Source organism: Bradyrhizobium genosp. A (assembly GCF_049949275.1).
Lineage (GTDB): Bacteria > Pseudomonadota > Alphaproteobacteria > Rhizobiales > Xanthobacteraceae > Bradyrhizobium.
Window position 1 is genome coordinate 6,918,489 of record NZ_CP188196.1, and the last position, 18,870, is coordinate 6,937,358.

General features: G+C 62.0%; 20 protein-coding genes and 2 pseudogenes. 4 read left to right on the forward strand and 18 right to left on the reverse strand.

Annotated elements, in window-relative coordinates; genetic code table 11:
* Nucleotides 1–171: 171 nt before the first annotated feature.
* The 13 genes from ACP2YP_RS32510 to nac all read right to left on the reverse strand — a co-directional run bounded on the left by ACP2YP_RS32510 (nucleotide 172) and on the right by nac (nucleotide 10,551).
* Entirely contained in the window at nucleotides 172–843 is a 672-nt protein-coding gene (locus tag ACP2YP_RS32510; protein ID WP_426420283.1) for a 4-carboxy-4-hydroxy-2-oxoadipate aldolase/oxaloacetate decarboxylase, read from the reverse strand.
* 92 nt (nucleotides 844–935) lie between these two features.
* Nucleotides 936–1,781 carry an ABC transporter substrate-binding protein gene (locus tag ACP2YP_RS32515; RefSeq protein WP_426420284.1) on the reverse strand — a complete coding sequence of 282 codons (846 nt, stop codon included), beginning with the start codon at nucleotides 1,779–1,781 and terminating at the stop codon, nucleotides 936–938.
* A 31-nt stretch (nucleotides 1,782–1,812) separates the two neighbouring features.
* Nucleotides 1,813–2,550 carry an amino acid ABC transporter ATP-binding protein gene (locus ACP2YP_RS32520; protein ID WP_426420285.1) on the reverse strand — a complete coding sequence of 246 codons (738 nt, stop codon included), beginning with the start codon at nucleotides 2,548–2,550 and terminating at the stop codon, nucleotides 1,813–1,815.
* Nucleotides 2,547–3,320 carry an amino acid ABC transporter permease gene (locus tag ACP2YP_RS32525; protein ID WP_426420286.1) on the reverse strand — a complete coding sequence of 258 codons (774 nt, stop codon included), beginning with the start codon at nucleotides 3,318–3,320 and terminating at the stop codon, nucleotides 2,547–2,549. The genes ACP2YP_RS32520 and ACP2YP_RS32525 overlap by 4 nt, the downstream gene beginning before the upstream one ends.
* Before the next feature lie 3 nt (nucleotides 3,321–3,323).
* Nucleotides 3,324–4,025 (reverse strand): amino acid ABC transporter permease, encoded by a 702-nt coding sequence (locus ACP2YP_RS32530; protein WP_426420287.1) that lies wholly within the window; start codon nucleotides 4,023–4,025, stop codon nucleotides 3,324–3,326.
* Nucleotides 4,026–4,034: 9 nt separating this feature from the next.
* Entirely contained in the window at nucleotides 4,035–4,799 is a 765-nt protein-coding gene (locus tag ACP2YP_RS32535; RefSeq protein WP_426420288.1) for an SDR family oxidoreductase, read from the reverse strand.
* Between the two features lie 107 nt (nucleotides 4,800–4,906).
* Nucleotides 4,907–5,677 (reverse strand): LamB/YcsF family protein, encoded by a 771-nt coding sequence (locus tag ACP2YP_RS32540; RefSeq protein ID WP_426420289.1) that lies wholly within the window; start codon nucleotides 5,675–5,677, stop codon nucleotides 4,907–4,909.
* A 2-nt stretch (nucleotides 5,678–5,679) separates the two neighbouring features.
* Nucleotides 5,680–6,084 (reverse strand): biotin/lipoyl-containing protein, encoded by a 405-nt coding sequence (locus ACP2YP_RS32545; protein WP_426420290.1) that lies wholly within the window; start codon nucleotides 6,082–6,084, stop codon nucleotides 5,680–5,682.
* Complete coding sequence (locus tag ACP2YP_RS32550) at nucleotides 6,084–7,067, reverse strand: biotin-dependent carboxyltransferase family protein (protein WP_426420291.1); 984 nt, start codon at nucleotides 7,065–7,067, stop codon at nucleotides 6,084–6,086. Before ACP2YP_RS32550 ends, ACP2YP_RS32545 begins: the two co-directional genes overlap by 1 nt.
* Entirely contained in the window at nucleotides 7,064–7,723 is a 660-nt protein-coding gene (gene pxpB / locus ACP2YP_RS32555; protein ID WP_426420292.1) for a 5-oxoprolinase subunit PxpB, read from the reverse strand. The genes ACP2YP_RS32550 and pxpB overlap by 4 nt, the downstream gene beginning before the upstream one ends.
* Entirely contained in the window at nucleotides 7,720–9,075 is a 1,356-nt protein-coding gene (gene accC, locus ACP2YP_RS32560) for an acetyl-CoA carboxylase biotin carboxylase subunit (RefSeq protein ID WP_426420293.1), read from the reverse strand. The genes pxpB and accC overlap by 4 nt, the downstream gene beginning before the upstream one ends.
* A 6-nt stretch (nucleotides 9,076–9,081) precedes the next feature.
* On the reverse strand, nucleotides 9,082–9,507 hold the full coding sequence (locus ACP2YP_RS32565; RefSeq protein WP_426420294.1) for an acetyl-CoA carboxylase biotin carboxyl carrier protein: 426 nt from the start codon (nucleotides 9,505–9,507) through the stop codon (nucleotides 9,082–9,084).
* A 147-nt stretch (nucleotides 9,508–9,654) separates the two neighbouring features.
* On the reverse strand, nucleotides 9,655–10,551 hold the full coding sequence (gene nac / locus ACP2YP_RS32570; protein WP_426420295.1) for a nitrogen assimilation transcriptional regulator NAC: 897 nt from the start codon (nucleotides 10,549–10,551) through the stop codon (nucleotides 9,655–9,657).
* Nucleotides 10,552–10,719: 168 nt separating this feature from the next.
* Between nac and ACP2YP_RS32575 the strand changes: the two genes are divergently transcribed.
* Nucleotides 10,720–11,949: an aspartate transaminase gene (locus ACP2YP_RS32575; RefSeq protein WP_426420296.1), complete on the forward strand. Its 1,230-nt coding sequence runs from the start codon at nucleotides 10,720–10,722 to the stop codon at nucleotides 11,947–11,949.
* Nucleotides 11,950–12,412: 463 nt separating this feature from the next.
* On the opposite strand, the pseudogene ACP2YP_RS32580 reads toward ACP2YP_RS32575, so the two are convergent.
* A pseudogene (locus ACP2YP_RS32580) lies at nucleotides 12,413–12,649 on the reverse strand (IS66 family transposase); the annotation flags it as partial.
* Between the two features lie 207 nt (nucleotides 12,650–12,856).
* On the opposite strand from ACP2YP_RS32580, the gene ACP2YP_RS32585 reads away from it, so the two are divergent.
* On the forward strand, nucleotides 12,857–13,246 hold the full coding sequence (locus tag ACP2YP_RS32585) for a hypothetical protein (RefSeq protein WP_426420297.1): 390 nt from the start codon (nucleotides 12,857–12,859) through the stop codon (nucleotides 13,244–13,246).
* Nucleotides 13,247–13,399: 153 nt separating this feature from the next.
* The gene (locus ACP2YP_RS32590; protein ID WP_426420298.1) at nucleotides 13,400–13,645 is read left to right on the forward strand and encodes a hypothetical protein; all 246 of its coding nucleotides are present in this window, start codon (nucleotides 13,400–13,402) and stop codon (nucleotides 13,643–13,645) included.
* A 12-nt stretch (nucleotides 13,646–13,657) separates the two neighbouring features.
* On the opposite strand, the gene ACP2YP_RS32595 is transcribed toward ACP2YP_RS32590, so the two are convergent.
* Both ACP2YP_RS32595 and ACP2YP_RS32600 read right to left on the reverse strand, forming a co-directional pair.
* Nucleotides 13,658–13,891 carry a hypothetical protein gene (locus ACP2YP_RS32595; RefSeq protein WP_234683491.1) on the reverse strand — a complete coding sequence of 78 codons (234 nt, stop codon included), beginning with the start codon at nucleotides 13,889–13,891 and terminating at the stop codon, nucleotides 13,658–13,660.
* Between the two features lie 874 nt (nucleotides 13,892–14,765).
* Entirely contained in the window at nucleotides 14,766–14,936 is a 171-nt protein-coding gene (locus ACP2YP_RS32600; RefSeq protein WP_426420299.1) for a hypothetical protein, read from the reverse strand.
* Nucleotides 14,937–14,955: 19 nt separating this feature from the next.
* On the opposite strand from ACP2YP_RS32600, the pseudogene ACP2YP_RS32605 reads away from it, so the two are divergent.
* Nucleotides 14,956–15,117 (forward strand): annotated as a pseudogene (locus tag ACP2YP_RS32605) (TRAP transporter substrate-binding protein); the annotation flags it as partial.
* A gap of 88 nt (nucleotides 15,118–15,205) precedes the next feature.
* Here ACP2YP_RS32605 and mdoH read toward each other — a convergent pair.
* Together mdoH and ACP2YP_RS32615 are read right to left on the reverse strand one after the other, a co-directional pair.
* Nucleotides 15,206–17,332, reverse strand: coding sequence for a glucans biosynthesis glucosyltransferase MdoH (gene mdoH / locus ACP2YP_RS32610; RefSeq protein WP_426420300.1), 2,127 nt, complete (start codon nucleotides 17,330–17,332; stop codon nucleotides 15,206–15,208).
* Complete coding sequence (locus ACP2YP_RS32615; RefSeq protein WP_426420301.1) at nucleotides 17,320–18,831, reverse strand: glucan biosynthesis protein G; 1,512 nt, start codon at nucleotides 18,829–18,831, stop codon at nucleotides 17,320–17,322. Before ACP2YP_RS32615 ends, mdoH begins: the two co-directional genes overlap by 13 nt.
* Nucleotides 18,832–18,870: the final 39 nt, after the last annotated feature.

Here is an 18,870-nt window from a genome sequence, read left to right on the forward strand (position 1 = left end):
AGACAAAGGGCCCCTCTTGCTGCGATATCGGCGTCCGAGAGGGGGTTGGCGGCCGTTTCCAAATGAGGAAGCAGCTCTCGCCAGAATGTGAGGCACCACGACAGCTCGCACGGAGCCGCAACAGGAGCCGCGCAACACTGGCGGCCCCTTTTTCGATGTCTGCTTTTCGAATCAGCCGTAGGTGCAATTCTTGGCGGCAAGGACTTTGTCCATTCCCGATAGTTCGAGAATATTCCCCCTCGCTTCCAGCGCCGCCATCATCCGCGCTTCCTTGGCCTCTCGCTCGGCAGAGGCCTTCGAGACCGCCGCAATGTTGTTCTTGGGCACGACGACCACGCCATCGTCGTCTGCGCTGACGAGATCGCCCGGATTGACGGCAATGCCGCCGATCACGATCGGTTGGTTGATCGTGCCGAGCGTCTCTTTGACCGTGCCCTTCATGGACAAGCCGTAGCAGAAGACGTTGAAGCCACGCTTGCGGATCGCCAGGCCGTCGCGCACGCCAGCATCCGTTACGAGACCTGCGATGCCCTTCGCCATGCAGGCCGTCGTCAACACCTCGCCGAATCCTCCCTGCTCCGGATGATCCGCTGCACTGACCACCAGCACATCACCGGGCTGGGCAAGGCTGATCGCCGTAATGAGCATGAGATTGTCGCTCGCATGGCAGCTGACGGTCAGTGCCGGCCCGCAGGCGCGCATCCCCGAATAGATCGGCTTGATGCGCGAGGTCAAAGCGCCCGTGCGCCCCTGCGCTTCATGCAGCGTCGACGGCGCATATTGCGAGATGTCCTTGACTGCAGCCGGATCGGGCCGCTCGAACGATCGAATGACGTGAACCATTGTGTCGTTTCCGTTGCTTCGTTGGTGGATATTGGTTAGCCCGGATGGCGGAGACCGCCACCCAGGTTGGCTATCGCGGCGTAAGCGGCACATCACGGTATCGGCGTGAACTTCAGCTGGCTGAACGGAACGACCTTCTCCGTCCGCGTCAGACGGTATTCGGTGTCTGGTCCCAGCCACTTGTTCCAGAGCTGATTGATCTCGCCGGCGCCGTCCATCGCGACGAGCGTCTCATTGATCTTGGCGAGTAGTGCCGGTTCATCCTTCTTCATTCCGACACCGATCGGCTCAAGCAGCATGGGGTCGTCGATCATCTTCAGTTCGACACCACCCTTCTTAGATTCAGCAACCAGCTTCACGATGGTCATCGTGTTGGCGACCATCCCAGCCGCCTTGTTCTGTTGGACCGCCATGAAGACGGATCCGGTGTCCTGAAACACGAGGGGATCGGAGCCGTTGAGCTTGATCGACAATTCCGACGTCGAACCCTTGGTCGAGGCCAGCCGCTTGCCCTTGAAATCGTCCTTGATCTTGCCGGGATCGGTCGCCCTCACCGCCAGCATTTCCTTGGCGATGTAGTAGGGATCACTGAACTGGATCTGCTCGGCACGACTTCGCGTGTAGGCCAGGTTGGCGACCGCAATGTCGACGTGCCCGAGCTTGACCTCGGGAACCCGCGCCTCGACCGATAGTGGCGTGATCTTGGCGGTCACGCCGAGCCGCTTGGCGATGGCGCCGCACAGATCGACGTCAAACCCGACCATCTCGCGCGTCTTGGGATCCGGCGCCGCAAACGGCGGCACATCGGCAAACGTCCCACAACGCAACTCCTTGCGCTGCATGATGTCCTGGAGCTGATCGGCTCGCGCCGCCGCGCAGGCCCCTGCAAGGCTCGCGGCAACGAGAGCGGCTGTCAGTAAGGGGGCAGTCGAATGCATGTGGTCCTCCTCCAACAAATCGACGATAAAACTAATGGCGCGTGCGCAAGTCCGACAGGAATCGTTTGGCGCGGGGATGCTCTGGATTGCTGAAAAACTTTTCCGGCTGCGCTGTCTCGACGATGCGGCCGGCATCCATGAACCAGATGCGGTCGGCTACTTCGCGAGCGAAACCCATCTCGTGGGTTACGCACATCATGGTCATTCCTTCGTTCGCAAGGCTGCGCATGACCGCAAGAACCTCGCCGACCATTTCCGGATCGAGCGCACTGGTCGGCTCGTCGAACAGCATCGCCGGGGGCTCCATCGCCAGCGCGCGTGCGATCGCGACGCGCTGCTGCTGACCGCCGGACAGTTGTCCCGGGTGCGCTGACGCCTTCGATGCAAGCCCGACGCGATCCAGCAGCAACATCGCCTTGTCGCGGGCCTTGCTGCGATCGACTCCTTTGATCTTCATCGGCGACAGCACAATATTGTCGAGCACAGACAAATGGGGAAAAAGGTTGAAGCTCTGGAACACGAAGCCGATGTGACTACGCAGGCGGTTGAGCTGCGTCCCGCTCATCCGGGCGTGGACGTTCTGATCGTCGAACATGATCTCACCGGATTGAATTTCCTCCAGCCGATTGACCGTCCGGATCAGGGTCGACTTGCCCGAGCCGGACGGACCGCACACGACCACCACCTCGCCGCGCTTCACCTCGGCGTTGATATCGGCAAGCGCCTGGTAGCTGCCGTACCACTTGTTGACGTTGCAGAATTTGATCATTGAATGATCTCCTGAACGCTCTCGGGCCCAATCGCTGCAGCGCTAACCGCGGTTGCCTGATCAGCGGCGCCATGTCCCGCACGCTTTGCGGCGATGCGGCGCTCCAGCCAGTTCGCGAGCTGCGTCAACGTCCAACAGACCGCGAAATAGATGACGGCAAGAACGAAGAAGACCTCGAACGGCTTGGTCAGAAGCTGGTTGTTGATCTGGCTGGCCGCGAACGTCAGCTCGGGAACGTTTATGACGTAGGCCAGCGTCGTTTCCTTGATGGTGGCCACGAACTGGCTGAGAATGCTCGGGATCATGTTGTAGAGCGCCTGGGGCAGAATGACGTAGCGCATTGCCGAAATGTGACTATGGCCAAGCGCGCGCGCCGCATCCATCTGTCCCCTGGGGAGAGCCTGGATGCCGGCACGAACGATCTCGCTCAGAAATGCCGACTCGTAAACGACTAGTGTGCAGACCATCGCCACAAATCCGGGCACGATACGTCCGATCAGCAGCGGCAGCAGAAAGTAGACCCAGAAGATAATCATCAAGAGCGGCACGCCGCGCATGACATAGACGAGCGCTGTGGCAGGCCAGCTCAAGATGGGCCAGGGAGATATTCGGGCGAGCGCCACCAGAATGCTCAGCGGAAAGGCCAGACCGATGCCGAGGATCGACAGTATCAGCGTCGCAGCAATGCCACCGAGAGGACCATTCGGAAACTGTCCGATCAGCAAGAGCAGCCAGTTGTCCGTGACGATCTGGTAGATATTGATCAGCATGGGTCAGGTGGCTCCCACCGTACGCGACCGACGGCTCAGCCAGGCGCCAGCCGCCATCAGCAGCAGCGAACACGCGAGGTAGATGATCGTCGCGATCAGATAGGTTTCGAAGGTGCGGAAACTCTGGTTTTCGACCTCCTTCACCGCATGCATCAGTTCGGTGACGCCGATCGCGACCGCAAGGCTGCTGTTCTTGAACAGCGAAACCGTATGGTTGATGAGCGGGGGCAGCGCGTTGCGCACCGCTTGCGGCATCATCACATAGCGCATCGCGCTGATATAGCCGTGCCCGAGCGCCTTTGCCGCCTCCATCTGTCCGGCTGCAACCGACCGCAGGCCGGAGCGAAAATCCTCGCTGAAATAGGCCGCCTGGCACAGGCCAAGCCCGATCACGGCGAAGATCGCTTCACCGCTGTGAACGCTGATCCAGTCCTGAAGCGCAAGCGGAAGTAGGCTCGAGATACCGAAGTACCACAGCATCAACTGCACAAGAGTGGGCACGTTCTGGTGATAGGAGACGTAGACGGCCACCGCGCGGTCTGCGATCCGGCTCGGCGCCAGTCGAATGATGAGCAGCAGGAGGCCGAGGCTCATCGCGAGCAGCCAGGAGCCGATCGCCACCACAAGCGTCATCTCGAAGCCGTCGAGCAGCATCCGGCTGTATTCGGGCTTGAGCAGGATCGCTGAGAGGTCGAGGCTGCTCATTGCGGGGCCTCAGCGGCTCGGGTCGGCGGCGGACGCGGCGCCCTTCGCGGTCGACAATCCGCCGGGGACCTGGAGCGTCGGGGTGATTTCGATGTATCCGACATTGACCGCAGCGGGCGCGGCAATCGCAAACGCGATGGCGTCTGCGATGTCCTTTGCTTCGGGCAGCTCGTAGCCTTCAATGAAGCGTTCGTATGTTTCCTTCGAGGCGCCGTGAACATGCGCAAAGATGTCGGTGGCGACGCGGCCGGGGCAGATCTCCGTGACGCGAACGCGGCGGCCGAACACGTCGATGCGGAGCTGGCTCGACAGCATGCTGATGCCGGCCTTGGTCGCGTGGTACGAGGAGTTTCCCCCAAAATTATAGGCGCCGGCAATCGAGCTGACGTTGATGATGTGGCCACGGTCGCGTGCAGCCATGCCGGGCACGATCAGGCGACAAAGATGCAAGACTGCGCGCAGGTTCACATCGACGATGAGGTCGATGTCCTCTGCGTCGGCCTTCAGAAACGGCTTCGGCCGGTCGACGCCGGCATTGTTGACGAGAATGTCGAACTCGACCTCCTTGGCAAGCTTCGTTACGGCAACGAGATCCGTCACATCGAGCGCGTGTGCGACGCAGCCGGTCCGTCGTGCCAGCTCCTCGAGCGCGTTTGCGCCGCGCGCCAGCGCGTGCACTTCCAGGCCCTCGCGGCGCAATCGTTCGACGACAGCGGCGCCGATACCGGAAGAGGCGCCGGTGACGAGGGCCTTGCGATAATCGGAGAACGGCATGGGCTGTCCTTAAGCTCGATGGTTTACGTTATCCCCTCGCCGCCACCCCGGCTAAGACGGAATATCTCTGGCGCGATAAGGCTGCCTTATGTCCGGGCATGCCCAACTCAGCGGCACCCTTGCCGCGAAATGGGCACGATGCTGGCGCCGCTGGCCACGACCTCCTCGCGGACGGCTCTCGCCAGATCGACAGCGCCGTCGGTATCGCCGTGCAACAGAATGCTCGCAGGGCGCATCGCCAGCGTGTTGCCGCTGTAGGTCACAACCTCGCCCTGGCGGAGGATGCGCTTGACCCGTTCAAGCAACTGGGCACGGTCGTGGATCACCGATCCGGCAAGCTTGCGCGACACCAAGAGGCCATCGTCGTCATAGGCGCGATCCGCCAGGAAGGTTATCGCGGCCCGCAAGCCGCAATCCCTGGCGGCCGCTTCCATGGCGCGGCTTGCCGAGGTGAGCAGGATCAGTTTCGGATCAAAGGTCGCAACGGCGCGCACCAGGGCGGTCGCCAGAGCATGATCAGCCGCGACCATGTTGCCGAGTGCACCGTGAAAGCTCATATGCGTCATGCGCGCGCCGCGCGCGCGGCAGATGCCGTCGAGCGCTCCAAGCTGGTAGGTCACGACCGCGGCGAGCTCGGTGATATCGATCTGCATGACGCGGCGGCCAAAGCCCTGGCGATCGGGAAAGCCGACATGGGCGCCGATGTCGACGCCGCGTGCCATGGCGAGCTCGACGGTGCGCTGCATGATCAGCGGATCGCCCGCATGAAATCCACAAGCCAAGTTGGCCGACGACAGCACGTCCAGGAGCGCGGTGTCGTCGCCCATGCGCCAGGGCCCATAGCCCTCGGCAAGATCGGCATTGAGGTCGATGTTCATGGTCAAGCCTCGCTCGCGATGTCCGAAAGTCGGGTGATCTCGGCGCCAAACCCGACGAGCGCGCCCTCCTCCGCTACCACCTCCACGACGACCCCGTCACAGGGCGCATCGATCGGAACCAGCAGCGCGCCAACTTGCAATAGCGCGACTGCCTGGCCGGTGCGAACCAGACTTCCACAGGGCGCGAGCGGAACGCGCCGCATCGGATGGCTATGCAGCAGGGTCCCCACCATCGGCGCCCTCACGGCGTGAGTGACCGCGCACGCGGTATCCGTGGTCTTTGCTTGAAGCCCCTGCTGGACAGCGCGCCCGAGACGCAGTTCGCGGTCTGGGCCGCTCAGTTCGAGGTAGTCTATGCCTGCTTCGGCGAGCCAGGACGAGAGCTGATCGACATGCTGGAACGGCATCAGCGCCCTCCCCGCCGTGCATGGAAAAGACCGACCAGACGTCGCGCTTCGGCAAGCCAGCGCTCGTTCGCATCCCGAGCCGCGACGGCCTCAGCCCAGGTTGCCTCGACAAAGCGGATGCGGCTGCCGATCGGCGCCTGCCCGAGACGCCACAAGTCGGCCTCGATGACAGTTCCAATCTTGGGATAGCCGCCGGATGGCTGGGCATCGCGCATCTGGACGATAGGCTGACCGCCATGCGGCACCTGGATCACCCCCGGCACGATTCCGTGCGAGCGCAATTCGAGCGGCACTTTGGGCATCAACGGGGTGCCCTCGAGCCGGAACCCGTAGCGATCGCTTTGCGGCGAAATCCGCCATGGCTCATTCCACAGGCTGGCCTGAGCCTGCGGCGTATAGGCCTCATATTCGGCGGCGCGAAGCACCCGTACGGCCGGCAGGCCGTCCACCATCAGCGGCATCGCCAACGCTGGCGGATTGAGGCCCACGCGTGCACCCGCTGCCCGAAATAGTCCGGTCGCAATCTTGTCGCCTGTGCGAAGGGCGCGGCCCTCCAGACCACCAAATTCACCACGCAACTGCGTGCTGCGCGACCCCAACACCGAGGGCACATCGATGCCGCCGGCAACGCAAAGATAGGCGCGGCTCGCCGCCCAACCGTCGCGTCTGGGAAGTCCGAGTTGAAGCACCTGTCCGGCGCCGGCACGGTGCACGCACCATGGCAGAATCGCCAGATCATCGAGCCTCGCGTCGCAATCTGCTCCGGTCACGGAGAATGTTATGTCCTCCTGGAAGCGGATCCGAAACGGAAAAATCTGGACCTCGATCGCCGCCGCATCGTCGGGATTGCCTAGCAGGATGTTGCCGGCCGCGACTGCAAGGTCATCCATGGCGCCCGAGGTACCGACGCCCCATTTGAGCGCGCCCCTGCGGCCAAGATCCTGAATCGTCGCGAGTCCGCCGGTGGCGATGATCTCAATCATCGGATCACCGCCGCGATGCGAAAGCGGATGCTGTCACCGGGACGCAGCAGCGCCGGCGGGTCGCTAGCCGGGTCAAAGAAACGCATCTCGGTGCTGCCGATCGTATTCCAGCCGCTCGGCCCGGGCGATGCGGACACGCCGGTCTGACCGCCACCGATCGAGACGGCGCCTCCCGGAATCCTCAGCGTGGGGGTCTTGCGGCGCGGCGTCGCGATCCGCTGATCCATGCCGCCGAGATAGCAATAGCCGGGATGACTGCCGAGCGCGTAGACGCGATAGATCGGCGCACTATGGATTTCGGCGATGTCGTCGAGGCTCAATCCCGTATGTGCGAGGACGTCGGCGACATGCGGCCCGCCCTCGCCGCCATAGACCACCGGCAGCTCGATCAGCCGGCCCTCCAGCTCGAGCGCCGGGGCGCTGGCCCAGGCCGACCGTAACCTCGCTTCAATCGATTTGAGCGAGCTGGGCGGACGCACCAAGCTGAGCATGACGTTGTTCATCCCCGGCACAGCCTCGCGAATTTCAGGCCATTGCCCGGCTTCCTCGGCCAGCGCCCAGATCCGCCGCTGCGTGTCGAGCTCCGTCGGACCGGGAGCATCGAATAGCAACGCGCTCGTACCAAGCAGGCTGATCCGGGGCTCATCGGTGCTCATGCGCGAAGTGCTCCCTCGCGCAGGCGGCGTTCGAGATAGTGGATGTCAACAGCCCCGGAGCTGAATGCCGGGTCCGAGGCGATGCGGCGATGCAGCGGCAAATTGGTGGAGATCCCCGACACGTTCATTTCATCGAGCGCGAGCCGCAAGCGCGCCAGCGCATCGGCACGGTCGTCGCCATGGACGATCAGCTTTGCGATCATGGAATCGTAGTGCGGTGAGACGGTGTAGCCGGCACCGGCATGGGTGTCGACGCGCACGCCGTAGCCGCCCGGCAGCTCCCAGCCTGTGATGCGACCCGGTGACGGCGCGAAGCTATCCGGATTCTCGGCATTGATCCGGCACTCGAAGGCATGTCCGCGGCAGCGAATATCTGCTTGCGTCAACGCCAGCCGCTCCCCGCGCGCGACGCGGATCTGCTGCTGGACGATGTCGATCCCGACCGTCATCTCGGTGACGGGATGCTCGACCTGCAGCCGCGTGTTCATTTCGATGAAATAGAATGCACCGTCCTCGAACAGGAACTCGAAGGTGCCGAGCCCCTGGTACTGGATCTGCTGGCAGGCCCGCGCGCAGCGCTCGCCGATCTCGGCAATGAGCGCATCCGCGATTCCCGGCGCGGGCGCCTCTTCGATGACCTTCTGGTGCCGGCGCTGCAGCGAGCAGTCCCGGCTGCCGAGCCAAAGCGCCTGACCATGCCCATCGGCGAGCACCTGGATTTCGACGTGCCGGGGATGGGTCAGGAATTTTTCGATATAGACTTCGCCGTTGTCGAAGGCGCGTCGCGCTTCCTCACGCGTGACCGCGAGCGCATCGAGCAGCGCGGCCTCCTCGGTGACGATCCGCATCCCTCGCCCGCCACCTCCGCCTGCGGCTTTGACGATGACGGGATAGCCGATCTCATGAGCGAGACGACGAACGGCCTCGGGATCATCTGGCAAGGTTGCATCGGGGCCGGGAACGCAGGGCACGCCCGTCGCGCGCATCGCCTTCTTGGCGGCGACCTTGTCACCCATGGTCCGAATGCACGCGGCGGAAGGACCGATGAAGGTCAACCCAGCCTGGCTGACGCGCTCGGCGAACAGGGCGTTCTCGGCCAGAAATCCGTATCCGGGGTGAATGGCTTCAGCACCCGTCGCCTTGGCCGCGAGCAAGATAGCGGCCTGATCGAGATAGCTGTGCGTCGCCGCAGCCGGACCGATGCAGACCGCGACATCCGCGCGTTCGACATAGGGCGCATCGCGATCGGCCTCGGAATAGACGACGATGGTGCGCAGGCCGAGACTCCGGCACGCTCGCTGGATACGAAGCGCAATCTCCCCGCGGTTTGCGATCAGAACGGACTCGAACATGGTGCCTCAGACGGTGCGCATCAGCGGCTGACCTGCGTCGACAAGGGTTCCGGGAGCAACGAGGATCGCTTCGACGATCCCGTCCCGTTCGGCGCGGATTTCGATGAACGTCTTCATCGCCTCGATAACACAGACCGCCATGCCGGCCTTGATCGCCTGACCGACCTCGACATAGGGCGGCTGATCCGGTCCGGGGCGCAGATAGACGATGCCGGAAAGCGGCGCACAGATCTCCGGCGCTGCCGGGGTCGCTTCGATCGGCGCGTTTGGACGAGACGGCGATCGGTCGGGAGCCGCAACAGAGGACGCGGATTCGCTTCGCGCACCATTGCGCACCAACCGAAGCGTCCAACCATCCTTGCTCGCCTCGAGCTCGGCGAGATCGGACGACGCCATCGCGTCAATGAACGCCTTGATCTGCGCCAGGTCCATCGACGCCTACCGATCGCAGTTTTGAGTGGCAAACATGCGCAAAGGCTAGCGTGCGACGCGGACCCACACCAAGACGGAATGTATTTGACCCGATAAGGGGTACTTATGTCCCGGCGCGCCGCATCCGTGTCACATGGGTGGTTCGTGTCACGACAGGTTCGCAACGAGTTCCAGGAGGATTTCCTTGATCGCCGACGCCGGCTCCGACAGCGGCAAATGATCCGACTGGCAGAGCGCCAGGGGCGCCTCGATCGTCGGCTCGACGATGCGAGACAGCCAGGCATTGGAGGATCGGGCGACCTCACGCGCCATGGATTCGGGCAGGATCGTTGCGCCAAGACCGCTGGCAATCACGGCCGACAACGTTCCGGCCGATTCGATTTCCGCGACCACGCGAGGCGTCATCCCGAGTCCTGCGAATGCCTCGTTCACCATCCTCCGCACGACGTTGTAGGGCCGCGGGAGGTAGAGATCCAGATCGGCGATCGTGTGCAACGGGACCTCGCTGGGAGACGCGACCATACTGTCGGGGCCCACCAAGTACAGTTGCTCCTTGAACAGCGGAAGGAACGTCAATCCATGCACGGTGGTCTGGCCGCCATAGAGCACTGCAATATCCATCCGCCCATTCATCACGAGCTCTGACAGCGAGCTGCCATAGGTCTCGTTCAAATAGAGCAGGATGCCGGGATGACGCGCCCGCGCAGTGCGCAGTAGCGGCACCGACAAACGCGCCGCGGCCGTTCCCGGCGCGAGCCCGACCGACACCGCGCCGGACAAGCCTTGCCCCGCTGCCTTCATATCCGCGTTAGCCTGGTCCCATTGCCGCAGGATGAGCTGGGCATGCCGGTAGAGAACCTTTCCGGCCTCGGTGGGCACCACGCCACGCTTGGTGCGCAACAACAGCTGCTGACGTACCTCGCCCTCCAACGTCGCCAATTGCTGGCTGAGCGCGGGCTGCGCCACGTGAAGGATGTCCGCGGCCTGCGTCAGACTGCCGATATCGACAATCTTCACGAAGTATTGCAGGCGCCTCAAGTTCACGTTGTTTCTCCCGCCCCGCTGGCCGCTTCCATCGCACACTGAAGTCTAGTCGATTTCTGCGCCAGCCATAAGAGATTCTTATCGAGGGAGATCGAAGTCATCTTGGCTATGGCTTCCGCGGAGGACTAGACGTTTCGACTAGAGCCTCGACATCAAGGGATGCCTACCGTGAACTCCTACAACCTCGCAGGGCGTATCAGACGCATCAAGCCGTCACCCAGCACCGTGGCCGCCGATCGGGCCAATGAGCTACGGCTTCAGGGCAAGCAGATCGTGAGCCTGGTGGTCGGCGAGCCGGATTTCGACACGCCGGCCCACATCCGCAAGGCGGCCGCATACGCGATGGACCATGGCGCGACCCGCTACACCTCGATGCGGGGAACGCAGGAATTGCGGGAGGCGATCGCAGCCAAGCTCAAGCGCGAAAACGGGCTGAGCTACGGCGTCGACGAGATCATCGTGACCAACGGCGCTAAGAGCGCGGTCTACAGCGCGCTCTTAGCGACCGTCGACGAAGGTGACGAGGTCATCATTCCGGCGCCTTACTGGGTATCCTATCCGGACATGGTGCTGGCTTGCGACGGAACGCCGGTGACGATCGCCTGCGGCGAGAACCATGGCTTCAAGCTGTCGCCGGGGCAGTTGGAAGATGCTGTCACGCCGAAAACGCGCTGGCTGCTGATCAACTCGCCGAGCAATCCGACCGGCGCCAGCTATACCGCTGCCGAGTACCGCGCGCTCGCGGACGTGCTCATCAAGCATCCGCACGTCATGGTAATGACTGACGACATCTACGAGCATATTCGATTCGACGGCAAGCCGACTCCGCATCTCCTGAACGCCGCGCCCGAGCTGCGCGACCGTACCCTCGCCATCAACGGCGTGTCCAAGACCTATGCCATGACCGGCTGGCGCATCGGCTGGGTTGCCGGCCCGCGGGATCTAATCGGCGCGCTTGATACGTTGTTGTCGCAGTCCGCGGGAACCTGCTGCGCGGTGAGTCAGGCAGCAGCGACCGCCGCGCTCAACGGTGATCAATCCTTCATCGCGGAAAGCGTCGCCATCTACAAGCAGCGGCGCGACGCCATCCTGCCGCTCCTGAACGCAATTCCCGGTCTGAGCTGCCAGGCGCCGGACGGCGCGTTCTATCTGTTCGTGAATTGCGCCGGCTTGATCGGCAAGACCACAGAGGACGGCAAGCGGATCGAGACCGACAACGATGTGGTGCTTTACTTCCTCGACACCGCCGGCGTGGCGCTGGTAGCTGGCGCGGCTTACGGACTCTCACCTTACTTCAGGCTGTCAATCGCGACCTCGCTGGAAGCTCTGACGGAAGGGGTCGAACGAATATCGCGCGCCACCGCAAAACTCCAAGGCACCTCATCGAAACTGATCTGATGGACGATAGTGCGTCGTGGAACGCGGGCCAAGCAGCGAGAGGCCCATGTTGCGCCAGGGTCTGTGAATCGGAGCGCAACATTGACCCCGTCGATACGAAGTTGATCAAGCACTTAGGATGGCCTATCGGCGCTCGGACCCCACGCCGATTTACAAGTTGCCGACGCATCTCAATGAGATCGACAGTTTCGCGGTCTGATGGGCTCTTCAAATTGAACTCGCGCGAGAAGCCTACAATTAAGCGAAGCCGCCGCGTCGAATATGATGGCGCAGCGGCTTCGCCACTGGGGACCCGGACTAAGGGCAATGTCCGGTGGCGAGGAAGCTATCGCGCGCCGGTTCCGATGCAATCGAAGACGCTGGTTAAGCTTGATGTCTCCGCGAAAGGTTAAATGTGGAACAGGCGCGTTGCTCTAAATCGAGCCGACGCGATCAAGATCAGAGCCAAACACCTTTGGCATGGGTCGGCAGCGAAGACATGGCTCCGGATTGCGTCGACCAGTGGCATCAGGGTTGCCGCTGCTGCGCCCACCCAGTCTGCGAGCGTCGACACATCGACGTCGATGCCTTCGCGCTGATAGACGTCGCTCTGACGATTGAGCGGCAGGTGCAGGCCGTACTTGGCGAACAAGACATGGGCAAGGAGCCTGGGACCGGCACGTCCACGCGCGATCGGGTGCGAGGGGGCCGGCGGTTGAACGAGCACAGCTACACGGCAGAGCAGGTTTACACCTCCCATTTTGCGAGCACAGATTGCGTCGGCACTATCGATGAAATTTACGTTCGTAAGCCGAGTAATGATAATTGTTCGGCCATCAGGTATTGCGCCAATAGGCTGAATGGCAAAAATCGTAAAGAATTGCGTTGCGAAGACTGCCGCAACTGACGACGCGGTGGGGACCGTTAAATGCCAATCATAATGGGATGGCTGATACTATCGGCCGTCGTCTCGGTCGCGGCATCATCGCTCAGTCGAAACGGCGCTTGGTGGTTTGTAATCGCAGTCATTACGTCGCCGTTGATCGCGGTTCTTTTTGTATTCGCGCTGCCAAACCTAAGGCATGAAGAATTACTATCCAAGCTGGCCAACCGAGAGCCCGAGCGCCCTCTAAGGAGAATTGGCGGCCACTCTTCGCGCGTGACCGTGGACCGCTCTCCAAAACCGTTCGAGCCTGACGGCGTGCTTGGGGGCGCACCTTATCGTGTAATCGACGGTGGATCGATCCACGCCATCATGCACGGCGCGCTAGTGAAGTTCGCGAGCCTTGAACAGTTCACAAAGGCGGTGGGGAATTAGGGTTTGGGGTCCTTCAGCGCCGATCGCATTAGATTTCGTAACCAACGAGCCCGCGCCGCTGAAGGCACCCCGTCAGAAATGGCGGGGTGTTTTGCTTGCTCTACTTACCCCCTAGCTTTAACACTGAACTCTTGGCTGCCCCAGGGGACTACAGTGAGCAAGGTTCGCGAGTTTATCGACTTCTGGACGGAGAACAGCATTCACGCCGTCGAGCAGTATCGGACTGCGGGTGCGTCGCAGGATGTGGCGGACCTCCGCCGACGTCTTGTCGAGGCTGCCAAGGGACAGGGCATTTCGGAAGCCGACTTGCAGGCTGAGATTGGCGAAATCTCTGACTATATTGGAGAACGGCTCAAGGCAGCGAACAGTGCTGAGCGCGAGCGGCGCAGATCGACTTAGGCGTGAGAGGACTCACTTGTCCAACCTGTGGACATCCCCAGGCTCCAGACTAAGTTCCTCGAAGAGGCGCTGCCGTTCGGGCGTCAGCGGGACATTCATTAATTCCGCAGTCGAACCCTCCGGTGCGGCAGCGAGGACCAATGTCAGAGCCTGGCTGGGCTTTGCAACGGCAACCCAAATCTGCGTCTTGTTGTCGTCGATCGTCACTTCAACAACGGTAAATGCCCCCCCGAAAGACTCGCCCATGTTGTCCACTCCGGCAACGAACACGAAAGGGAGCTTGGGTCTCAGTCTGGCGGCTTTAGGCCCGGAAAGCGGAGCCACTCGCTAATATGGGAGCCAGTTTCGGCTTGGCGGGCCTTCTCCAACAGGCTCTCTTGCCTCTCGCCTGGCGGAAGCTTCTTCGCTTCCTCGCGCAAGATCTTTGCCTCTTCGGCCAGGCGTTCTTCAAGGGATCGGGTGTGTTTGATGCGGCGCCTTTTTAATCCCATACTGCTCGTTCCCTCATGAGATACCTGCCCAAAACGAAGATTAAAACATGGGGGGAGGCGCAAGGTTCCTGGCCAACGGCCGTTCTATTTTCAGGGCCTCCCGCGTTCGGGCGGCGTCTCGGCCTAGGCTGGCGTGAGAGCGATTGCCTTGAGATTAGTTCGCCTTAAGCTGCAGCCCGTAGCCGTCGCCATACTTCGGCTTGCCTGTGCGTGGCCGATCAACTCGTCGGTTAACTCCTCTGGGCGCTTCACGGCCTTTAGGCGATCTTTGAGGCTGTGCCGAAACGAATAGACTCCATACTTGGGCCTCTTCTTCAGCGGCGTATCCTCGCTCACCTTGGGCAGCAGCTTGGCCTATTTAGAATGCTTCATCGCTTCATCAGCGTGGCCGATAGATTATCGCCTTGTCATGGTAGCGCGAGAAAGGGCCCCCACGTCATGCCCCTGTCTTGACTTCAATGCGGCAAATCGAATTTACATCTTCCGAGCAGCATTGTGGTCAAAAGCTACGGTCGTAAGGTCGCGAAGATGAGAGTTGCAACGACCGTAGTTTGTGTCGATCGGCTTTAAAAAATATATGTCAGATCAACGGTGTTGACAGGACACCCCTCGATCCTTGCTTTCAAGAGCTATTCGTCTTCTTCTGCAGCGGTGGAATCCTGGGCGCCAAGCAGCTTCAACGCGGTCTCGATCTTGGCCAGGAGCGCCTGGCTCTCGGCACGTTCGTTCGAGCAGGGATCGGCTTCGAGCCGCGCCAGTAATTGCTCCTTCTGGCCCTGGAGCTTCGCAACAGCAGACATCTCATCACCAAGTGAATAAAAGTGCTACGACGACGGAGCAATCGAACAAGAGGACCTGGCCGCATTCGGCCTGGTAGTCGAACTTTTCAATCATGCCGTCGCTGAAAGACGAGCGGCGTTGCAGAACGGCGGAGCCGATCAGGCAAAGCCTCAGGGTCCAACTCTTGCCTCTCGCCGCTAGGCGCGTCCGGCAAATGGGTCCTTATCGGCCTGCTGAGTTGGCCGCTGCTGTCAGGCTGTTCTCGAACGTCGCACTACGAACCGCGAGTTCATCGCTTTTGCAACACCGCCGACAGCGCGACACTGTTGCCCAAAATCGAAAAAACCTCCCTGGACGAGAGATGCTCAGCGGCCTGCTCGAAGGTATCGCTCGCTTCGACCTTGGCGCGACCGACGGCCAGGTGCGCGTCGATCATGTCGGGCCGAACGGCCCGAGCAGGCGGCAACTGGGCAATGTGAAAGGCCAACAGCGCGGGATCTTCGCGCAGCTCCAGCATGGCGGGCTTGATATCCGCATTCGCCGACGTGCTCAGTTCGTTCGCCCGACGCAGGACCGGCGGCGCCTCTCTTTCTTCGGGGGTGGCGAATTGCCCGCCGAACGCGGGCAAGGAGGTCAGAGCGCCCAAGGGAACAGCGAACAGCAGGCCGATGATTACGGGCGACATCCAGAGCAGAAGCGGAAGCGAGACGGCATACGCGCTTGCTGCCATCGCGACGCCGCACAAGGTTGGAATGCCGTATTTCCGGTAGAGCTCGCGGCGCTCTACCGTGCCGTCATCGCGCCTCTGCGTCTGCCACCCTGCATCGCGGCCGACCAGGATCTCGATGACCGCGATCGACTGAAAGATCATCATCACGGGAGCCAACAACGCCGAGAGGACGATCTCCGCGAAAACCCCGGCCGAGACACGAAATGCACCGCCGAATTGCTGTCTCGCCGACCTGCGTGTCCAGACGAGGATCAGGCTGAGCAGTTTCGGCAACAGAAGCATACCCATCGTGGCGCCGAATACCCAGATGGCGAGTACCGGATCCTGGGCCGGCCACGTCGGAAACAAGGAGAAGCCTTTCGGGAAATATTCGGGACGCACGAAGCGGGCCTGCAGCGAGATCAACATTCCCAGCAGCAGGAACACGAGCCAGAGCGGGGCCGTGAGGTATGCTCCGATGCCCACCATGAAGTGCAGACGCGACACCCAATGCAGTCCGCGCGCGGGAACGACCGCGAGATGCTGGAGATTGCCCTGGCACCAGCGTCGGTCGCGCGCGGCGAAATCGAGCAGCGAAGGCGGCACCTCCTCGTAGCTTCCGCCGAGCGTGGGCAGCATGTAGATGCCCCAGCCGGCCCGTCGCATCAGCGCAGCTTCAACGAAATCGTGGCTGAGGATGTGCCCACCGAACGGCTTGCGCCCGCGCAGCTGCGGCAGCGCGGCCGTTTCGGCAAAGGCCCTCACACGGATGATCGCGTTGTGGCCCCAATAGTTGCCTTCAGAGCCGTGCCACCAGGCGACACCGGCGGCGATCACCGGTCCGTATAGGCGCCCCGCGAATTGCTGAACACGGCTGAAGAGACTTCTTGCGTTGACAATCATCGGAAGAGTCTGAATGAGTCCGGCGGTCGGATTGGTCTCGATGGCATGGACCAATCGAACGATGGTCTGTCCGCTCATGAGACTGTCGGCGTCGAGTACGATCATGAAGTCGTAAACGCCGCCGAAACGCGTGATCCACTCGGAGATGTTGCCGGATTTCCGCGCCGTGTTGTCGGCACGGTGGCGATAGTACAGCCGTGGTGTTCCGACGTCCTGTCGCAACGCGAGAAGTGCCTTTTCCTCCGCCACCCAGATATCCGGATCGGTGCTGTCGCTCAGAATGAACCAGTCGAACAGCTTTCCGTGCGAAGTCGCCTCCAAGGATTCGATGATCGCGCGCAGCCGTGCCGTAAGCCGATGCGGGTCTTCGTTGTATGTCGGAAGCAGCATGGCCGTGCGGCTTGCGATAGGCCGTAGTTCCACGCCGGGCGCCGCCGCGTCCCCGTCCGGATGATGAGCCAGCAGGACAAAGAAGCCTGCCGCCGCCGACGCGAACGAAAAGGCGACCCAGGCGAGCAGGACCAGGAAAAGGGTCAGCACCATGGCTTCGAGGACGGTAACGCCGCCGACCTCCAGCACGCGATACATCTCGTAGCCGCCCGCTCCCGTGAGCAGAGCCGTCGCGAGGAGGATGAGACCGCGTCTCCATACCATCGTGGTTGCGATGGGCGCAGGAACACGGTCCGACACCCGCTTCTGCCCCAAATCGCCAGGAGCCATGGGAAGAGGCGACTCGCGCGGCAGCAGGGGTTGGGTCACGATATCACCGGCCGCGGACCGCGGTGCCGTGCTCAAGGTGCCCATCGATAGACCCAGACTTCGGACAAGGGCTTGTCGCCTTCGGCGAGAAACGCCCGCAGCTCGATCGGCTCACCCTTCAGCTGGCATTGGAAGCTGAGACGCCACCCCCCGGTATAGGGATTGGGCTGTGTGACGATGTTCTTCACCTCGGACTTCTCCGCCGTCACAACGCCTTTGACGCCCGCAGCGTCGACGCCTTTGAGGTTCTCGCCGAACAGATCGAGGACGAAGAGACGCGCGTCTTCGCCCCTCGCCCCTATTCCGGTTCGCGTGAACCTGGCGAGCGAGGACGGTTTGGGAGCATCCGAGCCCCAATGCAGGCGATAGGTGAAGTTGTGTTCGCCTTTGGCCTGCAGCGGGCTTTTGGGTCGCCAAAAAGCGGCGATGTTGTCGTGAACCTCCTCCTTGGTCGGAATCTCGAACAGCACCACGGCGCCCTCGCCCCAGTCCCCGATCGGCTCCATCCAGAGACTGGGGCGCTTTTCGAAGCTCGATTCGATGTCCTGATAGGCGAAGAAGTTTCTCTCCCGCTGCATCAAGCCGAAGCCGCGCGGATTGAGATCCTGAAAGGTGCTGATCTGGAGGTCGCGGGGATTGCTGAGCGGCCGCCACAGGCTTTCGCCCTTGCCGTTGAAGATCGCAAGTCCGTCGGAATCGTGGACGGACGTGCGGAAATCGTCGATGTCGTTGCGGTCGTTCGGACCGTAGAAGAACATGCTGGTCATCGGCGCGAGGCCGGCTCGCTGCATTTCGACGCGCGGGTATACCGACATTTCGACGTCGAACACCGTCGTGTCTCCGGGGCGTACGGTGAACCGGTAGCTCGCCGTGCAGCTTTTGCTGTCGAGCAGGGCGTGGATCACCAGCGAGGTCGCACCCGGCCCGGGCCGCTCGAGCCAGAAGGACTTGAAGAGCGGAAATTCCTCGCCCTTGGCTTCGCCCGTATCGATCGAGAGCCCCCGGGCGGAAAGCCCGTACGTCTGCCCCTTGGCGACGGCGCGGAAGTAGCTCGCGCCCAGGAAGACGCAGACCTCGTCGTAGTAGTCGGCGCGGTTCATCGGCGCGTGTATGCGGAAGCCGGCGAAGCCGAGATCGGCGTCCTCGAACGCCGGGACCTTCTCGCCGAAGGAAAAGTCCGCCTTGCGATACTTGAGTTCAGTGGCCTTTCCCTCCACGACCTCGAAGAGGCTCACCCTGTTCTTGTAGAAGAAGCCGCGGTGGAAGAACTGCGCTTCAAAAGGAAGATTCTTGCCGCGCCACAGCGCGCGCTCCGGCAGAAAGCGGATCGAACGATACTGATCGTAGTCAAGGTCTTTCAAGCCGCCCGGCAGCTTCTCGTCCGGAGCCTCGTATGGTTTGGCCGCCAAAGCCCGTGCCAAGTCCCTTACGGTGGACGAGGCGAACACGTCGTCCGACGGGGCTGCGGCAGCAAGACCGCTCCGCGGAGCGACCAGAAGCGCCGACAGCACCGCCGACCCTTGAACAAGCTGGCGTCGATTCACGTGCTCTCCTACTCGCTACTGCTGCCGCAGGCCAAGCAA